Source organism: Adlercreutzia sp. ZJ138 (assembly GCF_011038935.1).
Taxonomy (GTDB): domain Bacteria; phylum Actinomycetota; class Coriobacteriia; order Coriobacteriales; family Eggerthellaceae; genus ZJ141.
On sequence record NZ_JAAKEA010000013.1, the window covers coordinates 51054 to 70138 of the forward strand.

Genomic DNA, 19085 nt, shown 5'->3' on the forward strand with positions numbered 1-19085 from the left:
GCATAGCGATATGCGGTGCGTTCAACATCATGGCGGATGCGATCATTCGCCTGGCGTACCTGAAATAACGAGACTCGTGGCGCATGGCTGCGCTGCGGGTCTTTTTTGTGGCCTGTGTGCGTGGGTGGGCTGAGCGATGGAAGGAGCAATAACGCATGGATTTTTCGATATTCTTGACCCCAGAGGCATGGATCAGCTTGGTGACGCTCATGTTTTTGGAGATCGTGCTGGGTGTGGACAACCTGGTGTTTATCTCCATTACATCAGATCGTCTGCCCGAGGAAAAGCAGCATATCGGACGTAAGCTCGGTTTGGCTGGTGCGCTCGCGTCGCGTGTTATCTTCTTATGCTTCGCGTCGTATTTGGTGCATATGACCAATCCGCTGTTCACGATCGACCTGGGTGCTTTCTCTCATGGCTTCTCGGTGCGTGACATTGTGCTGTTCGCTGGTGGCGCGTACCTTATTTATAAGGGAATCATTGAAATGCGCGAAGTGTTGGCGCTCACCGAGCTGAAGGCCGAATCGAGTGGTGGGGAACATGCCACAAGGCGCATCGGGTTGCCCCAGGCGGTAGGAACCATTATGGTTATGGATATCGTGTTCTCCATCGACTCGGTGATCACCGCGGTGGGTTTGGCGAATCACCTGATCATTATGATTCTGGCGGTCATGATTGCTGTCATCCTGATGATGATCTTCATCGACCCGATATCCAATTTCATCAACAAACACGCCGAAATGAAGATTCTGGCGCTGTGTTTCATTGTCGTTATCGGTGTGCTGCTTGTGCTCGACGGTATGGGTATCAATTCTGGCATTGAGGTGCTCGACATGCACGCCGAGAAGCTGATGGTGTACTTCGCCATGGTGTTCGCGTTCGTACTCGAACTCATTCAGATGCGTTACAACTCGGCGCTGCACGCATGGAGGAAGCAGCGGTGGGCATCTGATACCGACCGTCAGCTCGACGCCGTACGTGCCGAACTCGAGCAGCGGCTTGCAGAAGAACGTGAGGTTCTTCGTGAAGACGGCGAATCCAACCGCGCTCGCAAGGAAGGTGCACCTGAGCGTGAACGCGTGCAGCCTGTCATTATCGGCAACAACGTGTACGTGATGATGCCTGTCGCTGGTGAGGATGCTGCTTCCTTCAAGCAGCTCATGGCCGCCTCTGACGGTGCCAGGGCAGCGCTTGATGATCCGCTTGAGATCGAGGTCGAAGGCGAGATCGTCGAAGAGAATTAGGCGAAGTTGGCGTGCGGCGCGCTCGCATTGTTGCCGGGCGCGCTGGCGTCAATGTTTAAGGTGTCGTTGCTGGTTTGCTGGGTCTTGTCAGCATCGGTACCTTTTGTATATTCGCTTTCGGTATTGCTAACCTGTTCGTCTTCGTCGCCTTCTTCGTCTTCAGTGCGTTTGAAGGTGCGGTAACCCTCTTCTGACATGATGAACGTTGCGGCTTCTTCAAGCACACGTGCGGTGAAGGGGGTGGTTGCATCAATCACTTCGCCGTCGAACTGGATGTTCATGGGAGGGTCGGCTTCAACACGAACCACCCGCGCTTTGTGTACTTCCACTGAGTCGCTTCGGCCGGGGAAGTCGCCCTCGCGGTCGAGGATGCCGGCCAGCAGTGCGGGTATGAGCTCGAAGGCGTTTTGGGCCTTGAGTATTGCAACTTCAAACTTGCCGTCACGTGGATTGTTGCCATGGGTGAGGGGGATGTCGAACTGGATTCTCGAGAAGTTAACAATCAAAACGCCAATACCGTCGCTTTCCACGGTGCGGCCGTCGAGGGTGAGCGTGAAGTGTGATACCTGCGGAAGGGGGTTCGCCAGTGCAGCGCCGGCATAAGCGATGGCGCCGAGCGCTTTCTTGTTGGGCTGTGCATCCTGCATGATTTTAGCGTCGTAGCCCGCGCCAGCGATCATGCCGAAGCCGACGGTGTGGCCATCGAACTCAAGCTCGCCTAGGTCGAATTCAAGACAGGTGCGCTGTCGTGTGATTTTGGCCAGCACGCGTGCCTCGTCGGGCTGAGCCAAGTTCATGGCGAGCAGGTTTGCTGTACCTGCCGGGAAGGGTAGGATGGGGATGCCGGTGTTCGCAAGCGCGAAGCTAACGGCGGTCACAGTGCCGTCGCCGCCGCTGGCAACCACGGCATCGAAGTCGCTTGCGTTGGAAAGCAGGTTGGCGATCGGGGTTGCGCCGTCGGTTGCGCGCACCACCATTTCATCGCCGTCTTCGAGAAAAGCGCGGGCAAAATCATAAATGCCCCCATCGCCTGGACCGGATGCAAGGTTGTTGATCACAAGCAGTTTCACAGAACGCCTCCACTTGCTATCATAGTCGGGTTATAAACGTGACTCAAGTAAAGCATACAGTACCGTGAGGATGGTTTGGTGTACATAATCGATCAGGATACTTTTTCGTTGTTTTTAAGGCGGGCCGAGCGTTCGAGTGTGCTCGCCATCGACACCGAGTTCCTACGGGAGAAGACGTATTACCCCCGATTGTGCCTGTTGCAGCTCGCAACTGACGACGAAATAGCCATTGTCGACCCGTTTGAAGTGCGTGATTTGTCGCCAATGCGCGATGTTTTGTTGAATGAACATGTGGTGAAGCTCTTTCATGCCGGGTCACAGGACCTCGAGATTCTGCTGCATGCGGTGGGCGTGCTACCCACTCCCGTGTTCGATACGCAGGCGGCCTCTGCCGTGCTGGGGCATACGCAGCAGATCGGGTATGCGGCGCTCGTGCATATGCGCTGCGGTGTGGCGCTAAAGAAAGCCGACTCGTTCACCGATTGGTCGCGCCGCCCGCTTTCCGAATCGCAGCTTGAGTATGCCGCTGACGATGTTCGCTACCTACCTGCGATGTATCGCAGTATGTGCGACGAGCTGCGGGACAAAGGGCGCGCGTCATGGCTCAACCATGAATTCGAAGAGATGTCGGATCCGGCGAAGTACGAAATTGACGTGCGGGAACGCTTCCGCCGTTTGAAGCGAGTGTCGCAGCTGTCTCATCGGCAGCTCAGTGCAGCGCGCGAGGTTGCTGCATGGCGCGAGCTCGAGGCGCAACGCCGCGACGTTCCCCGTAAGTGGGTGCTCACTGACGAACAAATCGTAGAGGCGTGTCGACGTGAGGCTCGCACATGCGATCAGCTGTTCATGGTGCGCGGGGTGCAGGAGCGTTTGTCAATGTCGGATGCTCGCACGGTTGCTGACCTCATGGCTTCGGCGTTTGATGCTCCGCCCGAAACGTGGCCCGATTTGGGAAGATCCGCGAAGAGCGAGCCGAATGTCGACATTGAGCTCGATTTGTTGAACGCGCTTGTGCGCTTGCGCGCCCGGGAAAACGACATCGCGTTTCAGACGCTTGCTTCCCACGACGACCTGGTACGGCTTGCGCGTGGCTACCGCACGCGGGTTGACGTATTGCGTGGATGGCGCCGCACTATTGTTGGAGACGAGCTGGTCGATTTGTTGGAAGGACGCGTGTGCTTGCAGGTTGGCAAGAACGGCGTGGAGGTTCGCCGTATTGACGCGCCCGGCGAGTAACGCTTCGGCGACGCTTTTGCGGATGTTTCTTACAACTTCTCGCTCTGCTTTGAAATCGCACAGACGTTCGATATAATGCGAACGAAACAGAACGGACGGAGGAACACATCATGCTATCATCAAGCTATTTACTGCTCATTCTCGTGACGCTCGCTCTTGGCGGTGTTGCCACTTGGTGGGTGAACTCGAGTCTGAAGCGCTATTCAAACGTGCCCGTATCAAACGGCCTAACCGGCGCGGAAGCTGCCCGTCAGATGCTTGCATACTACGGAATCAGTGGCGTGCAAGTGCTGCGTGGCGGCCCAGGGCAAGATTTCTTCGATCCTCGAAGCAATTCGGTTACGCTGTCACCCGATGCCTATGACGGCCGCAGTGTTACCGCAACGGCTACCGCATGCCACGAGGTGGGGCATGCTTATCAGTTCGCCGAGGGGTATGCGCCCATGAAGGTGCGCTCTGCCATGGTGCCGGTGGTGAACTTGGCGTCGAATTCTTGGATGTTTCTATTGCTTTTGGGCATTATGCTGAACCTTGCGGGGTTTGTGACTCTTGCAATCGTGCTCTATTCATTTGCGGTGTTGTTTCAGCTGGTCACCCTACCGGTTGAATTCAACGCGTCGCATCGTGCGATGACGTACATGTCGGCGCGCGCGCTGCCAGAAGCCGAGCGCGCGGGGTCGTGGAAGGTACTGCGCGCCTGCGCGTTCACCTACGTTGCCGCAGCGCTTACGAGCATTCTGCAGCTGCTATGGCTGCTCGGGCAGCGTCAGGATTAGCGGCGTCGCACATGGGAGAGTCACAGGCAATGCGTGCAGGTAATGTGCGCGAGCAGCAGGAGACCGAGCTGACGCGCGAGGCAATGTCGGTGTCGGCTGCTATGGCACTGGCGAAAGGTGCGCTTGAAGGTGTGACCGTGCGCCTGGTGGGCGAAGTGTCCGAGGTATCCGATAAACCTGGCTATAAAGCGGTGTATTTTACGGTGAAAGACGAGCATGCGGCGCTTCCGTGTCTTATGTGGAACAACCGCTACCGCAAAACGGACGTTGAGCTTGCCGTCGGCCAGAAGGTAGAGTTGTCGGGTCAGTTCACGCTGTACGCGGCGCGTGGCACTATGAATTTCAACGTGTTTGCCTTATCGCTTGTGGGCGAGGGTTATCTGCGCATGCGTGTCGCGCAAATACAGCGGCGTCTTGCGGCTGAAGGGCTTACCAGCGACGCACGTAAGCGTCCGTTGCCGGCTTACCCGGAAACGATCGGGCTGGTTACGTCGCCTAGAGGCGACACGGTGCATGACGTGCTACGCACCTTGCGGCATCGTTATCCGCTGGCGTGTGTGAAGCTTGCCGGTGTGGCGGTTGAGGGAAAGGATGCTCCTGCGGGCATCATGCAGGGGATTGACGCCGTTGTTGCTGCAGGTGCCGAAGTGGTGCTCATTGTGCGTGGCGGTGGGTCATATGAGAATCTGATGCCCTTTAACGATGAGGCGCTTGCTCGCGCTATTGCCGCCTGTCCGGTTCCCGTGGTCACAGGTATTGGTCATGAACCTGATACCACCATGGCAGATTTAGTGGCTGACGTGCGTGCTTCGGTGCCTGCACGCGCGGCTGACGCCGTGTCGCCTTCATTTGCCGACGTGTATGCACTGCTTAGTATGCGGGGGCGCGCCATGCACGCCACGCTCGCGCGCAGGTTGGAGCTTTCCTCGGCCCGGCTTGCCGCTTTGGCTGCCCGCCCATCGTTATCGGATGCCTCTTATGCGTTAGCTCCCGCCCTCCAGGCGGTTGACTTCTACGCTGATCGTTTGTCGCGGGCGCTTCCCGATGCGCTTCGTCGCGACGAGCAACGCGTGCTCGCGATGCATCTTCGTTTCCAGCATTTGCTCACAGCGCCTTTTGCGGACCACGGTCGCGCGATGGCGGCTCTGCGTGCCCGCATGGCAGGTGCGGCAAGTGATGGGTTACGGGACGAGCACGCGCGACTGCACTTGGCTGGCAAGCGGCTTGCAATTGCTGGTCCGGGGTTGTGTGATCGGTTCCGCGCACAGATGGGCGTAGCCGCTGCTCGGTTGAATGATCTGTCGCCATTAACCGTTCTTGCTCGCGGGTACGCCATCGCACGCGATAAGAACGGCGCAATTCTGAAGAGCGTGCGTCATGTTGCGCGTGGGTCGAGTGTACGTGTTGATATCTCCGATGGCCAGTTGCATTGTGTGGTTGAAGACGTACGTGTCGTTGATTCAGGATTCGAGAAATGGGAGGAAGAGCCATGTCGGAAGTGAAGCCCATCGAAGAGTTGTCGTTTCGCGAGGCGATGGCCGAGCTGGAAAGCATCGTCTCGGTGCTCGAGAGCAACACGCTTGAGCTCGAGGAAAGTCTGGTGAGCTACGAGCGCGGCGTACGGTTGCTCGGTAGCTTGCAGGGGCGTCTTGCCAATGCTCAGCAGAAGGTTGACGTGCTTATGGGCGAGCTGTCTGGTTCTGTTGATGACGAGGTACGCGACACTACGTTGTCGTAAGGTTACTTTCACCCGAACGGCAAAAATGAACCGGTACCCAATAAGGCACCGGTTCATTTTCTGAAAACCGTTTATGCCTGCGCTATTCGCCTTCGGCAAGCTTCTTCTTGCGATCTTGTGATTGCACGCAGGTGATGGCAACCACGCCAACGATGTCGTCGGGGCTGCATCCACGTGACAGGTCGTTTACCGGGGCTGCCAAACCTTGTGTGATGGCACCGTAGGCCTCGGCCTTCGCCAGGCGCTGTACCAGCTTGTAGCCGATGTTGCCCGAATCGAGGTCGGGGAATACCAGCACGTTTGCGCGCCCTGCCACAGGGGATTCCGGTGCTTTCGAGGCGGCTACGCTCGGCACGATGGCGGCGTCAAGCTGCAGCTCGCCATCGATAATCAGGTCGGGGGCAAGTTCCTTGGCTATCTTGTAGGTTTCGTACACCTTGCCGGCGTCCGGGTTGTTTGCGCTGCCCCAGGTGGAGTGCGACAGTAGTGCAACAACAGGCTGAGTGCCAATAAGCGAGCGCCACGAGCGTGCGGAGTTCACAGCAATGTGTGCCAGGTTCTCCGCCGTTGGCTGGACTTCCAGCGAGCAGTCGGAGAACAAGAAGCGACCGTTTTCACCCATGTCGCAGTCGGGTACGTCCATGATGAACAGCGAGCTGACCAGCTTTACGCCAGGAGCTGTTTTGATAATCTGCAGGCTTGCGCGGTGCACGTCGCCGGTGGAGTGACAGGCGCCAGCAACCATGCCATCAGCATCGCCTGCTTTCACCATCATCACGCCGAAGTATAAGCAGTTATCTAGCAGCTCGAGTGCCTTGGCAGGTGTGACGCCCTTATGCTTGCGCAGGTCGTGTAGCATTTTGGCGTAGCCTTCGCGCAAATCGGACGTGCGGTAATCGATGACGCGCGCATCGTCGAGCGCGTATCCGCTTGAGCGGATTTCATCTACATCTCCTAAGATGACCAGGTTGGCAATGCCGCTTGCAAGGATCTTTTCTGCTGCGATGAGTGTGCGCTCGTCGTTTCCCTCAGGCAGGACGATGGTCTGCTTGTCGGATTGCGCCCTTTCGATCATGCTGTCTAAAAACGTACTCATGGGGAAATCCTTTCTCATTTATCCGTTTACTATGATAAGCATCCGTCGAAACGCGAACATCGGTAAAATGGCAGTCGGCATTTCCGACTGGGCGAGCGTGTTTTCGCGCTTTCGCAAGGCTTGTAAACACACGAAAGGGTGTAAGGCTATGGGTGTGAAGTACTCTTCCTTCGCTGACGTTGACATTCGGGCGTTTGACGCTGTCGTTGTCGGTTGCGGATTCGCGGGTGCTACGGTGGCGCGCGAATTAGCGGAGCGCGGCGGTAAGAACGTGCTCGTCATCGAGAAGCGTGCGCAGATCGCGGGCAATATGTACGACGAGTTCGATGATGCTGGCATTCTCGTACACCGGTATGGGCCGCATATCTTCCACACCAACGACAAGCGAGCATTCGACTATATACGTCGTTTCACTGATTGGCGCGACTATGAACACGTTGTGCTGGCCGATTGGTACGGAACGTATATGCCGGTTCCCTTCAACAAGAATTCGATGGAGATCGCCTTCGGGAAAGAGCGCGCGGCTCATCTGACCGACAAGCTCATTGCTACGTTCGGCGATGAACGTAAGGTGACCATCAACGAACTACGCGAGCAGGACGATCCGGAATTGTCGGAGATCGCCGATTTCGTGTACAAGAACGTGTTCTTGTACTACACGCAGAAGCAGTGGGGTTTGACTCCCGAAGAGGTTGACCCGAGCGTTACGGCGCGCGTGCCCGTGTTTATCTCGCGCGACAACCGTTATTTCCAAGATGCCTACCAAGGAATGCCGGCGAATGGCTATACGGCGCTGTTTGAGCGTATGCTCGATCATGAAGGCATTGTTGTGTGCTTGAATACCGAGGCCGAAAGTGTGTTTGACCTGCGTTTCTTTAGCGACGATGAGGATGCTCCGCTTGAATCTATCTTTATCAAGGACCGCCGTTTCGACGGACCCATCGTATACACGGGCCCGCTCGATGAGCTGTTTTTGTCGCGCTTCGGGCGTCTACCGTACCGCAGTCTCGACTTCGTGTATGAGACGCATGATCAGAAGCACGTACTGCCCTGCGGCACGGTAAACTTCACCGTTACCGAAGACTACACACGCATCACGGAGTTCACGTATCTGACCGGTCAGGAGTCCGACAAGACCTCCATCATGAAGGAGTACAGCCACTCCTACGATGATCCTAAGACGCAAATTCCGTACTACGCTATTCTCAGCGAGAAAAACAACGCGCATTACGAGCGCTATCGTTTATTGGTAAGCCCCCTTGAGAACTTCTACCCGTTAGGTCGTTTGGCTGAGTATCGCTACTACAACATGGATGTCATCATCGGGCGTGCGTTGGCGCTTGCCGATACGTTGGTTGGTTAGCGGAGGGTAGTGCATGAAAACCGTGACGTTTGCTGTGCCTTGCTACAATTCGGCCGCCTACATGGATACGTGCATTGAGTCGCTGCTTACGTGCGGCGATGACATCGAGATACTCATCGTTGATGATGGGTCATTTAAGGACGACACAGCGGCCAAAGCCGACGAATGGCAGGCTCGTTTCCCGCATATCGTGCGCGCGATTCATCAGAATAATGGGGGTCATGGCGCCGCGGTGAACACCGGTCTTGCCAACGCAAGCGGGCTGTATTTTAAGGTAGTCGATTCAGACGACTGGATCGATGAGCAGGCTGCGGGCAAGCTCATGGCGTATTTGCGCTCGCAGGCGGCTGCTTGCGATCCCACCGATCTGGTGGTTGCGAACTACGTATACGAGAAGGTGCATGAAAACACGCGCACGGCAATTGGCTACCGAAACGTGTTTCCGGTGGGCCGCCGCTTTGGATGGGATGAGGTTGGCCGCTTCATGCCCAGCCAATACCTGCTCATGCATTCCGTGACGTATCGAACCGAACTCTTACGCGAAACGAAGCTGCAACTTCCCGAGCATTGTTTCTACGTGGACAACATTTTCGTATACGTGCCGCTGCCATTCGTCGATTCGATCTATTACCTCGATGAGGACCTCTATCGTTACTACATCGGACGCGAGGGGCAATCGGTTAACGAGGACGTTATGATGTCGCGCATCGATCAGCAGCTGCGCATCACACGCTTCATGATCGACGCAGTGTCGTTGCCCGACGATGTTCCTCAGCCTAAGCTGCGACGCTACATGCAAAGCTACCTGTCCATGATGATGTGCATTTGCACCATTTTCCTGCGCATGATCAATACGCCGGAAGCTGAGGTGAATCGTGCGGGCATTTGGGCATACCTGCGCGAACACAACCCGCGTGCGTATGGGCCGGTGCGTCGCGCTGTGGTGAACGTGAGTACGGGGCTGCCGGGCGAATGGGGCCGACGCGTGGGTATTGCTGGATATCACCTGGCGCAGCGCATCTTCAAGTTCAACTGATGTTTGAGGGCTTTATCAAGGCTTTATCGTGTGGCCGCATGCCACCCGAGCTGAGTGAAGGTTGCTGCAGTAGGTTCGAGTGAACAGCGGCCGCTCGTCATCAGGGAACAGGTGGCGGTAGAGCGCGATGAAGTAGCTATCGGTCATGCTGGCCAAGAAATCTACCACGATGGTATCGGGGTCGCCTTGCAAGTAAGCTTGTGCGTCGATAGAACGCGACTGCTGGGCGAGGTAGTCGGCATGATGCACGACAAGTGGCGACGACTCATCGCCACGCTGTGCATCGTCAAGCAAGCGATCGTACATACGCTCAAACATCGAGGCGATCATCGTTTCGTCGTTGCCGTTCATGCCTTCTTTGCCGTAAATGATCTCGTAGTTCTGGCGTTTTGCACGGCGCAGGTCGTCAAAGGCCCGTTTACTCATACAAATGCGGTCGGTACCGTAGCTGTTGTTTACAATATCAACCGTGAGGTTATTAATGATCTGCGCGTTTGAGGTGCCAATGTAGTCGGATTCGAAAGCGTCAAGCGAGTCGATGCCACCTACTACCAGCGCGTCTTGCCGATCTTTTCCCAGGTAAGCAATCATGTCGGCCACACGCACCACACACCCTTCCAGCGTTGAGGGGCGAAGGCTCGCGATAACGCGCTCATCGGCACTACAAGCCTCAACGGTGGCGTCGAGCTCGGCGAAGCTGCTCACATTTCCCATTTGTAGCTCTTGCTGGGCGAACTCGCCATTGTGACAGAGCACGCCGTCGAGTGTTTGCAAACTCACATTTCGCTGAAAGAGCTGATCGAGTACGCGTACCGAATGCACGTTGTGGTTGAAGTAGCGCCCGCATCTGCGATTGAGACAGGCTGACAGGTAGCGCTCACCCGCGTGCCCGAAGGGCGTGTGTCCCACGTCGTGGCCGAGCGCGATAGCCTCAATAAGGTCGGTGTTTAATCCCAACAGTCGTCCGATATTGCGCGCTACTTTGCTCACCAGCTGCACATGCAGCCCGCGTCGACAGATATCGTCGTTTTCGGTGAACGAGAACACCTGCGTCTTGCCGGCATAGCGCGCATAGGCAGGCATGTTCATAATCTTCTCGATGTCGCGCACGAAAGCAGGGCGAAGTACCGTAGCAGTGTCATTGGAAAGGTCGTGGCGTCGGACGACGGCCTCATCGGGGCACGCGAGCGGGTGTCGCCGTGCGCAGGCAAGGTCGTTACGGATGGATTCTTCCACGTCGGTTTCAAGCGTCAGGTAGGGAACCTCGCTCATACACACCGCCTTCTCCATGATTTCCGCCCGTTTGCGGGCATCGCGTTCGCTGGCACATCGCACGAGCAACCAAACGCCTATCTTGCAAGGCGGCGGCGCTTATCTGCGAGTGCGGTTGGGGTATACTCTCAACCATGATAACCGATGAAGACATAGCGAAGGTTCGTGAAGCGAGCGATTTGGTGGCGCTTATAGGAGAGCGCACGCCGGTGCGGCAGCGTGGCCGCGATTTTTGGTGCTGCTGTCCTATCCACAGCGAGAAAACCCCTTCGTGTAAGATCGATCCTGCGCTGCAGCTGTGGCATTGTTTCGGGTGTGGCGAAGGAGGCGACGTGTTCGCTTATGTCATGAAGACGGAAGATTTGTCGTTTCCCGATGCCGTTCGCTATCTTGCCGATAAGGCGCACATCGAGGTGTCTGACAACAGCGCTCGAGGCAATCACGTGGGCAGCGGGCAGAAGGCGCGGCTGAAGGCCGTGTGCCGCGAGACAGCCGACTTTTACCACCTGAACCTGATGCGTGGCAAGGGAGCTGACGCCGCTGCAGCGCGGTCGTATCTGGCTTCTCGGTCTATGGGTGGTTCTGTTCCGAAGTCGTGGGGTCTCGGTTTTGCTCCAGGACACGGCGAGTTAGTGCGGCATCTGATGGCGAAGGGGTTTACGCCCGATGAGCTTGTGATGGCCAACGTTGCCGCTACGGGAAATGGTGATCGTTTGCGCGACCGGTTCTTTAACCGGGTGATGTTTCCTATCTGCGACGAGGCGGGGGACGTGATCGCATTCGGCGGGCGTGTGGTGGGAAAAGGTGAGCCGAAGTATTTGAACTCGCAGGAAACACCGCTGTTTCATAAATCGAGCGTGCTCTACGGCATGGACAAGGCGAAGGCTGTCATGGCATCAACCGGTGTAGCTGTAGTTGTGGAAGGATACACCGACGTGATTGCGCTTCACGAGACAGGCGTGCGCAACGTTGTGGCCACGCTGGGAACAGCGCTGACGCTACGTCACATACGCCTGTTGTCGCGCCATGCGAGCAACAGGATCGTGTATTTGTTTGATGGTGACGAGGCTGGTCAGCGTGCCGCCGACCGTGCGTTACAATTTATTGATTCGTCGATGACGCCCGAGGCAGGCCGCAGTCGCGTGGAGTTGTTTGCGGTAACGCTGCCCGATAACTTGGACCCAGCCGACTTCGTGCAACAGCGTGGTGCCGACGAATTGCGGCGCATGGTTGATGCAGCGCAACCGCTGCTGAAATACGGCATCGAACGGCGCTTGGCCGCGCACGACTTGTCGCGTGCGGAAGGCCGAGCCGCCGCGCTCGCCGATGCGTTGTCGGTTCTGGCTCCCATAAAGGATTCCCTGCTTGCACACGATTACGCTATTCAGATTGCCGGGCGCGTGCGGGCGCGGGAAGACGACGCACTGGTCGCGCTCGCGCGTCTGCAGCCGCCGCGTGTGTCGCAAGGTGCTACTACTGAGCCTGTCGTGCGGCAGGCAGTGAGCGAACAAGAGCGCAACCGCTTGCAAGTTGAGCAGGAGTTTTTGGCATTGCTTGCGCACTACCCTCAGCTGGCGCTTTCTCATTCCGACAGCTTGGCGCAGGTGCAGTGGCACGACGCTGCGCATGCGGCTATCGCGCAGTGTATGCTCGATGAGTTGGCTGGCAACGTGAACACCGACGCCGCTTCGCTTGTAGCGTCAGTAACTCGCAACGTTGTGCAGGCGGCGGGTGTGCTTGCCGGAGCGCGCAGTAGGGGAAACGTCAACGCAGCCGATCTTGCTCGCTTCTTGGGCGAAGAGTTGGCGATCGGCGATGTGGAAGACGTGCTCGAAGCGTATAAGGGGCAGCTTTCCGACCCAGCGGCGCTCGACGCAGACGATTTCGACCTACTGTTCGAAAGTGTGGTCGCCATGCAGAAAGATTTGCTCGCGCGCAAACGGGCGCACAAGCTTCACGTGTAAGGTGCGGGGGAGGGAAGGGTTGCCATGGAGAAGCTGATCGGGCGGATTCTTGCCATTATCCCGGCAGCCATCGTACAGGTCGGCGTGATCGTACTTATCACGCGTTGGTTGGCTCCTTGGTCGGCATCGGTAAACGTGGTGCTGTCTATTCTGGCGATAGTGTTCGCGCTCTACATCATTACCAAACACGACGAGAGTACGTATAAGATCCTCTGGCTGCTGATCATCCTGCCGTTTCCGGTATTCGGGGCGCTGCTGTACCTGTTGTTCGGAAACCGGCGTACGGTCAAACCGTTAAGCAATAGAATCGAGCGCAGCAGAAAGGGTATGCCACCCGTGTCGGCTTTCGGCGGCGAACCAACACCTGCATGCCGCGAGATCGCGCGCGTTGATGAGCGGCTTGCGCAGACGTTTCGTTATGTGGAGCGCTTCAGCGGGTATCCGACACTTAAAAACGTTCGCACGACATATTACCCGATTGGCGAGCAGCTCTACGATGCTATGCTCGAGGCTGTGCGTGGGGCTAAGCAGTATGTGTTCGCGGAGTATTTCATTTTGAAGCCGGGGGTGATGCTCGACACGTTGGTTGCTCTTCTTGAGCAGAAGGCGGCGGCGGGTGTTGACGTGCGTATCATGTACGATGACTGGGGCTGTTTCAGCTCGTTTTCCCAGGCGAACGCTGATATGCTGCATGATCGCGGCATCAAGTGTATCCGGTTCAACCCGCTGTGGTACTTAAGTGGCACCATCAACTATCGCGATCATCGAAAGATACTCGTGGTGGATGGCGTGGTGGCGTTTAGTGGCGGAGTGAATCTTGCTGACGAGTACATCAACCGCTGCGAGCGCTTTGGGCATTGGAAAGATGGCGGCTTTATGGTGGAAGGCGCACCTGCTCGCGTCTACACGCGCATGTTCGCGGAGTTCTGGAATGCGTTTTCCGACGAGCCGGTTTCGCGCGCTCTACTACAGCCGCTAGCTGACGAGATGCCAGATGACGAGATGCCGGAGACGGGCATGTCGATGGAGAAGGCGGCGGCACTGACATCGATGTATGACGGGTATGTGCTGTCATACTACGATTCGCCGGTACATCGTATTGCCATTACGAACGATTTATATCGCGAGCTGGTAGGGCAGGCAAAGCACACCGCATGGTTCTTCACACCCTACCTGCTGCCGAGCGAAAGCTTGCTCGATTCGTGCATGCGGGCCGCGCAGCGTGGAGTTGACGTGCGTATTATCTTGCCGGGCATTCCGGACAAACGGATTGTCTATCGTATGTCGCGCAGCTACTACCAACCACTTCTTCATGCGGGGGTGCGCATTTTCGAATATGTGCCAGGTTTCGTGCATGCGAAGGGCTGTGTGATAGATGGCAAGGTGGGAGCTATTGGTACGGTGAACCTCGATTACCGCAGTCTGTTTTTGAACTTCGAGAACAATGCGCTGCTGTACGGCGCATCTGCTCTGCGCGACTTCGAAGCTGACTTCGTGGCAACGCAGCGGCTGTGTCGCGAACGCACGCTCGACGACATCGGGTCGGGTCCTGCCACGTGGTTGGTTGACAGCGTGTTGCGTATCGTGTCGCCTTTGTGCTAACGGGAGGGCAAGCGGGAGCATCCTCTTCCGTCCCTTTCGCGGGCGGAGCACAGTGCTATACTTGTCCGACCGTGAAAACACGTGTTTCCCTGGGTGCAGGGCGAGACGATAGGGGTTAAACGTATGACCACGAGAAGCGACAGTTTTGAGGCGAGCCGCCGCCGTAGCGACGAGATTCAAGCCGATCTGGCGGTGCATCCGCAAAACTACACCATGCTCACAGGCGACCGTCCTACGGGGCGTTTGCACATGGGGCACTACTTCGGCACGATTCGCGAGCGCGTGGCCTTGCAGAATGCCGGCATTACCACCCGCATCGTTATTGCCGACTATCAGGTGATTACCGACCGTGACACGACGGCTAACATTCAGGACAACGTGCGCAACATGGTTATTGACTACTTGGCGTGCGGTATCGATCCGGAAAAGACCATCATCTTCACGCATTCGGCCGTGCCAGCCTTAAACCAGCTCATGTTGCCGTTTCTGTCACTCGTGTCTGAAGCCGAACTACTACGCAACCCCACGGTAAAGTCCGAACAAGAAGCCAGCGGCCACGCGCTTACGGGGCTGTTGCTCACCTACCCGGTGCATCAGGCGTGTGACATCTTGTTCTGTAAGGGAAATATTGTGCCGGTTGGGAAAGACCAGCTGCCACATATCGAGCAGACTCGCCTGATCGCGCGCCGCTTCAACGAACGCTATGGGCGTGTGTTTCCCGAGCCTGAAGGCATTTTGAATGATGCGCCCGAAATTCCCGGACTTGACGGTCGCAAGATGTCGAAGAGCTATGGCAACGCTATCAGTTTGTCGGCGACCGACGAGGAAACGGCAAAGGTAATCAAGAAGTCGAAGACTGATTCCGAGCGTATGATTACGTTTGATAAGGAAAACCGGCCGGGCGTGTCGGCGTTGCTGACCACGGCAGCGCTGTGCACAGGGCGTACGGAAGTTGACATTGCCGCCGAAATTGCAGACGCCGGATCAGGAGCGCTGAAGAAATACGTCACTGAGTCAGTGAATGCGTATTTGGCACCCATTCGCGAGCGCAGGCGCGAACTGGAGTCACAGCCCGGCTACATCGTTGACGTGTTGCGCGAGGGTAATCGTCGCGCGAATGAGATCGCCAACGCGACACTTGCTGAAGTGCGCGAAGCGATGAGTATGGTGTATTGCTAGGGAGATCGGTGGCGCAGTGACGCAGCGGTGCAGCGGTGCAGCGGTGCGAGAAGCATTTCTGTGAGTACGGCGGATTGAGACTTGAAAGTTGCGGGCACCCATAATAGGGTGCCTGCATTGCGATTGGTGTGAGGCTAGCTTTGCGCCAGGGTTACGTGCGTGCGGCGGTCGGCATCCTCGGTTGATCGAGTGTCTGCGTGTTCGGCTTCCCAGGCAGCACGGTCGGCCACGTCGACCACGTTTACGATAATCTCGGTAACAGTAAGGCCGGTCATATCTTTCACCTGTTCGGTAACCGAATCCTTGATGTCCTCGAACACGTCGATAGCCGACTTGCCATATTCCAATATGATCGACAACTCAACCCTTGCGGTTCCATCTCCGACATCGGCTTGCACGCCCTTCTTGTCGTCGCTGCCACCAAGACCCTCCTGAATGCGGGAGAAAACGCTGCCTTTCATGTCGATAATACCGTCGACTTTACGGGCGGCGATGAGCGATATCTTCTCCACAACATCTTCGTTGATGGTGAGGATGTACTTCGGTTCGGGTGTATCAGGCATGTTGTAGCCGCGCTCGTTGTGGTCGTTGTGCTCGTCGTGGTCGGCGGCAACAGACCTCAGAGCATCAGAGGCCTTACTTACCGGTGTGTCGGGCGACGTGATGTTCGGGGAGGGGTTGTCCTTCACGTTGTCGTTGTCGGTGCGAATGGGGTTCATGGTGTCATTCATGATGAGTCCTCTCTCTGATGGGTAGTTTGCGGAATTCGCCCGTTTTGGGCACACCTGAAACAAGGGGGGTGTGCGCGGCTGCGCAGCTATTTCCCGATGCGTGCGGTTAGGTTTGCGGCCATGCGCTGCATGCGCGCGTCGCCATCGCGATAGCGGCCAATGGCAACGCCGATGGCAGCGAAGGCGACCAGCAACGCTGTGGGCCAAAAGCCGATGATCAGCATCAATATGGCTATGCCAAGACCAGTAAGTCCATAGGTGAGCGCACGGCCGTGCTTGTCGGCGTAGGCTTTTGCAAGAGAACCGATGCTGTGTAGAGTACCCTGCGGCGACTCGGCGTGGTTGTCATCTTGGTCAGCGCGGTGGCTATCTTGACCTTCTTGGGTAGTGTGGTTGTCTGTCAACGCGGCGTTACGTACGGAGCGCGGGGGAGGTGTGCGGCTCGCATTAGCGGCTGCTGCGCGCACTGCAGGACCCGATGGCCGCTTATAAGAGGCTTGGTATTTCGTGGGTGTTGGTATTGTTGTACTGGGTGTTTTCGACATGGGGTTTCCCTCCTTTCAAGGGTGGCTCTTCTGATGTGAGTTGGTTACGCTAGGCTTGAGCTGGGGCGCTTATAACAGTGCGCGTCGCAGGGGTGTTGGCGGCGGCAGTGGTGGTGGCGGCAGTGGTGGTGGCCATTTCGGCACCGCCGGTGAATGTGATATCCACGTGCTTCACGGGGCAGCCGGTAAAAAAGCTCACGTTTGCGGCTATTTCGTGCTGCAGGCGTGCACCGAGTACTGCCAGGTTTGCGTTGTTGCCGGCATTGACGTTTGCGTGAATCGATATGCGCGGGTCGTGTCCGCCGCGAATGCTCACGCGAGTGCGCTTACACGTTAGGCCGCGGAAGCGTTCGACGGTGTGCTTTGTGGAGGATCGGATAGCGTCCTTCGTAATGGATACGGTGCCACCCTTGCGTTCGATAGCAATGCTTCCATCCTTACCCGGCGCGGCGATAGCAGCGATGATCATAGCGATGGCTCCTGCGGCGATAATACCGAGCATCACCAGAAGTGCGACGTTGAACCAATCCATGCCCATCAGCCAAACGCTAAAGGGAAACAGTGGGCCCCATGCGAACCAAAGCGTTGCAAACAGGCCTAAGGTTGTTACGGTCGCAAGGGCGAATGCGACAAGTCCGATACGGGTGATCTTCCTCATGGTTGCCGCCTTTCTCTTCGGTGTATGCTGCGTGCCGAACGGGATGCAAAGAGACACCTACGGACATTGCACTTTCTGCGCGTCACGCAGCATGCGGTTTTCATGTCGTGGCTTACTTTACGCAGCGCCACACAGAAGAAAAAGGCCCTGTACCAATCTGAGACAACCTAGATGATCAGGCGTAATGAGTAAACGACACTGTTACCGCACCGTTGCAGCACAGAAGATGCGGCGTTGCAACGGGGTAAGCTTACCGGTATCGTTATTCGGGTATGGAAGTATGAGACTTTGATCGTGAAACTTGCGAAGTAATGGATTCGTAGAAGAGCCAAGAAGATAGTCACTCAGAAGCTTCAGAGGACGTTGTGGGCTCGGTTCTCGTCGATGGAAGCAAAGATGCCTGGCGGCCTTCGCTATTTCTTGATGCGGGGGTTGTAGTGGTGGGTAAGAACGGGGCCGAGAAGCTGTAGCTTTATAATGGCGAACCCAGTGATAACAGCAACGATGGTAATGGCAACAACGCGGGGAAACCCGTCAGATTCGGCAAGAACGATGCTGCATATTGCCAATGCGGCTGTCCAAGTCCACATGATGAAAACGGTTGCTCGTTGAGAAAAACCTGCTTTCATCAGGCGATGGTGGATGTGCCCGGTGTCGGGGGCATCCACTGGTTGATGAGCCCGCTTTCTGCGAATGATCGCCATTGCCGTATCGGTAACCGGAACCCCTGCCGCTAGAATAGGAACAAGTAGTGAGATGAATAGTGTGGATCGAGCAACGGCGAATAGCGAAATCACACCAAGCGATAACCCGAGCAGTAGGGAACCCGAATCGCCCATGAAAATGGATGCGGGATGTAAATTCGACTTCAGGAAGCCAATACATACACCCACGACAATAATGCCCATGATAGCTGCTGAGAATCGGCCCGCAAGAATGGCGAAAATGAAGATAGTGCTGGCTGATATTGCGCTGATACCCGCAGCCAACCCATCAAGCCCATCAATGAGGTTGATAATGTTCGCAAACGCCACCAGGTAAAACACCGTTATAGGGTAGGAGAAAACTCCGAATTGGATAAAGGCATCTTCAACAAAGGGGTTTTGGATGTTGGACAGCAGTAACCCCGAACTGGCGACAATGCATGCAGCAACAATTTGACCTGCGAGTTTCACCCGAGCGGTAAGGTTGAAAATGTCATCGAGAACACCTACGGCAAACATTGCCGTTATTCCTATACCTAGAAAGACGTAATTAACGTCTTCTCCCAGATACGATTGGAATGGGTTGATCCAGCCCCACGCATTGACGCCGATAATAAGCACGACGCAGCTTGCTGCGATGCCTCCAAAAATTGCAACGCCCCCCATACGGGGAATGGGTTCGGTGTTTACACGCCGCTGGTCAGGATAGTCGATGGCGTCGAAGCGTTTTGCGATCAACTTCGCAACAGGCGTGAGCGCTATGGTTACAATGACGGCGGTAAGCAACAGTGCGCCGCACTCGAGCCAGTTCATTGGCTTGTTACCAATCCTTCCGTCATTCGCTCAGCTGGAATTGCATAATCGTTGATAT

Annotated in this window: 17 protein-coding genes; 10 read left to right on the forward strand and 7 right to left on the reverse strand. The window is 56.4% G+C overall.

Going from position 1 to position 19085, the window contains the following annotated elements:
- The first annotated feature begins 155 nt into the window (after positions 1 to 155).
- Positions 156 to 1244 (forward strand): TerC family protein, encoded by a 1089-nt coding sequence (locus G7Y43_RS06700; protein WP_165045336.1) that lies wholly within the window; start codon positions 156 to 158, stop codon positions 1242 to 1244.
- On the opposite strand, the gene G7Y43_RS06705 is transcribed toward G7Y43_RS06700, so the two are convergent.
- The gene (locus G7Y43_RS06705) at positions 1241 to 2314 is read right to left on the reverse strand and encodes a diacylglycerol kinase family protein (protein ID WP_165045338.1); all 1074 of its coding nucleotides are present in this window, start codon (positions 2312 to 2314) and stop codon (positions 1241 to 1243) included. The two genes, G7Y43_RS06700 and G7Y43_RS06705, sit on opposite strands and share 4 nt — an antisense overlap.
- Positions 2315 to 2392: 78 nt before the next feature.
- Between G7Y43_RS06705 and rnd the strand changes: the two genes are divergently transcribed.
- The 4 genes from rnd (at position 2393) to xseB (ending at position 6064) form a co-directional block, all read left to right on the forward strand.
- On the forward strand, positions 2393 to 3550 hold the full coding sequence (rnd, locus tag G7Y43_RS06710; protein WP_165045339.1) for a ribonuclease D: 1158 nt from the start codon (positions 2393 to 2395) through the stop codon (positions 3548 to 3550).
- A gap of 110 nt (positions 3551 to 3660) precedes the next feature.
- Positions 3661 to 4326 (forward strand): zinc metallopeptidase, encoded by a 666-nt coding sequence (locus tag G7Y43_RS06715; protein ID WP_165045341.1) that lies wholly within the window; start codon positions 3661 to 3663, stop codon positions 4324 to 4326.
- 11 nt (positions 4327 to 4337) lie between these two features.
- Positions 4338 to 5828 (forward strand): exodeoxyribonuclease VII large subunit, encoded by a 1491-nt coding sequence (gene xseA / locus G7Y43_RS06720; protein WP_165045343.1) that lies wholly within the window; start codon positions 4338 to 4340, stop codon positions 5826 to 5828.
- A complete protein-coding gene (gene xseB, locus G7Y43_RS06725; RefSeq protein ID WP_165045345.1) occupies positions 5816 to 6064 on the forward strand; it encodes an exodeoxyribonuclease VII small subunit in 249 nt (82 codons plus the stop codon). The genes xseA and xseB overlap by 13 nt, the downstream gene beginning before the upstream one ends.
- Positions 6065 to 6146: 82 nt before the next feature.
- Here the strand turns inward: xseB and pta are convergent, their stop codons facing one another.
- Positions 6147 to 7160, reverse strand: a complete 1014-nt coding sequence (pta, locus tag G7Y43_RS06730) for a phosphate acetyltransferase (RefSeq protein ID WP_165045347.1) — start codon at positions 7158 to 7160, stop codon at positions 6147 to 6149.
- Between the two features lie 148 nt (positions 7161 to 7308).
- Between pta and glf the strand changes: the two genes are divergently transcribed.
- Together glf and G7Y43_RS06740 are read left to right on the forward strand one after the other, a co-directional pair.
- Positions 7309 to 8523, forward strand: a complete 1215-nt coding sequence (gene glf, locus G7Y43_RS06735) for a UDP-galactopyranose mutase (RefSeq protein ID WP_165045349.1) — start codon at positions 7309 to 7311, stop codon at positions 8521 to 8523.
- 13 nt (positions 8524 to 8536) lie between these two features.
- Positions 8537 to 9559 (forward strand): glycosyltransferase family 2 protein, encoded by a 1023-nt coding sequence (locus tag G7Y43_RS06740; protein WP_165045351.1) that lies wholly within the window; start codon positions 8537 to 8539, stop codon positions 9557 to 9559.
- 15 nt (positions 9560 to 9574) lie between these two features.
- On the opposite strand, the gene G7Y43_RS06745 is transcribed toward G7Y43_RS06740, so the two are convergent.
- A complete protein-coding gene (locus G7Y43_RS06745) occupies positions 9575 to 10831 on the reverse strand; it encodes a deoxyguanosinetriphosphate triphosphohydrolase family protein (RefSeq protein WP_241158184.1) in 1257 nt (418 codons plus the stop codon).
- Between the two features lie 134 nt (positions 10832 to 10965).
- Between G7Y43_RS06745 and dnaG the strand changes: the two genes are divergently transcribed.
- The 3 genes from dnaG (at position 10966) to trpS (ending at position 15576) form a co-directional block, all read left to right on the forward strand.
- Entirely contained in the window at positions 10966 to 12795 is a 1830-nt protein-coding gene (gene dnaG / locus G7Y43_RS06750) for a DNA primase (protein ID WP_165045355.1), read from the forward strand.
- A gap of 24 nt (positions 12796 to 12819) precedes the next feature.
- Positions 12820 to 14397 (forward strand): phospholipase D-like domain-containing protein, encoded by a 1578-nt coding sequence (locus tag G7Y43_RS06755; protein ID WP_165045357.1) that lies wholly within the window; start codon positions 12820 to 12822, stop codon positions 14395 to 14397.
- 123 nt (positions 14398 to 14520) lie between these two features.
- Complete coding sequence (trpS, locus tag G7Y43_RS06760; RefSeq protein WP_165045360.1) at positions 14521 to 15576, forward strand: tryptophan--tRNA ligase; 1056 nt, start codon at positions 14521 to 14523, stop codon at positions 15574 to 15576.
- A gap of 134 nt (positions 15577 to 15710) precedes the next feature.
- On the opposite strand, the gene G7Y43_RS06765 is transcribed toward trpS, so the two are convergent.
- The 4 genes from G7Y43_RS06765 to G7Y43_RS06780 form a co-directional block, all read right to left on the reverse strand.
- Positions 15711 to 16307 carry an Asp23/Gls24 family envelope stress response protein gene (locus G7Y43_RS06765; RefSeq protein WP_241158185.1) on the reverse strand — a complete coding sequence of 199 codons (597 nt, stop codon included), beginning with the start codon at positions 16305 to 16307 and terminating at the stop codon, positions 15711 to 15713.
- 86 nt (positions 16308 to 16393) lie between these two features.
- A complete protein-coding gene (locus G7Y43_RS06770; RefSeq protein WP_165045362.1) occupies positions 16394 to 16852 on the reverse strand; it encodes a DUF2273 domain-containing protein in 459 nt (152 codons plus the stop codon).
- A 49-nt stretch (positions 16853 to 16901) separates the two neighbouring features.
- The gene (gene amaP / locus G7Y43_RS06775) at positions 16902 to 17510 is read right to left on the reverse strand and encodes an alkaline shock response membrane anchor protein AmaP (protein ID WP_165045363.1); all 609 of its coding nucleotides are present in this window, start codon (positions 17508 to 17510) and stop codon (positions 16902 to 16904) included.
- A 413-nt stretch (positions 17511 to 17923) separates the two neighbouring features.
- A complete protein-coding gene (locus tag G7Y43_RS06780; protein ID WP_165045365.1) occupies positions 17924 to 19027 on the reverse strand; it encodes a glycosyltransferase family 4 protein in 1104 nt (367 codons plus the stop codon).
- Positions 19028 to 19085 lie beyond the last annotated feature (58 nt).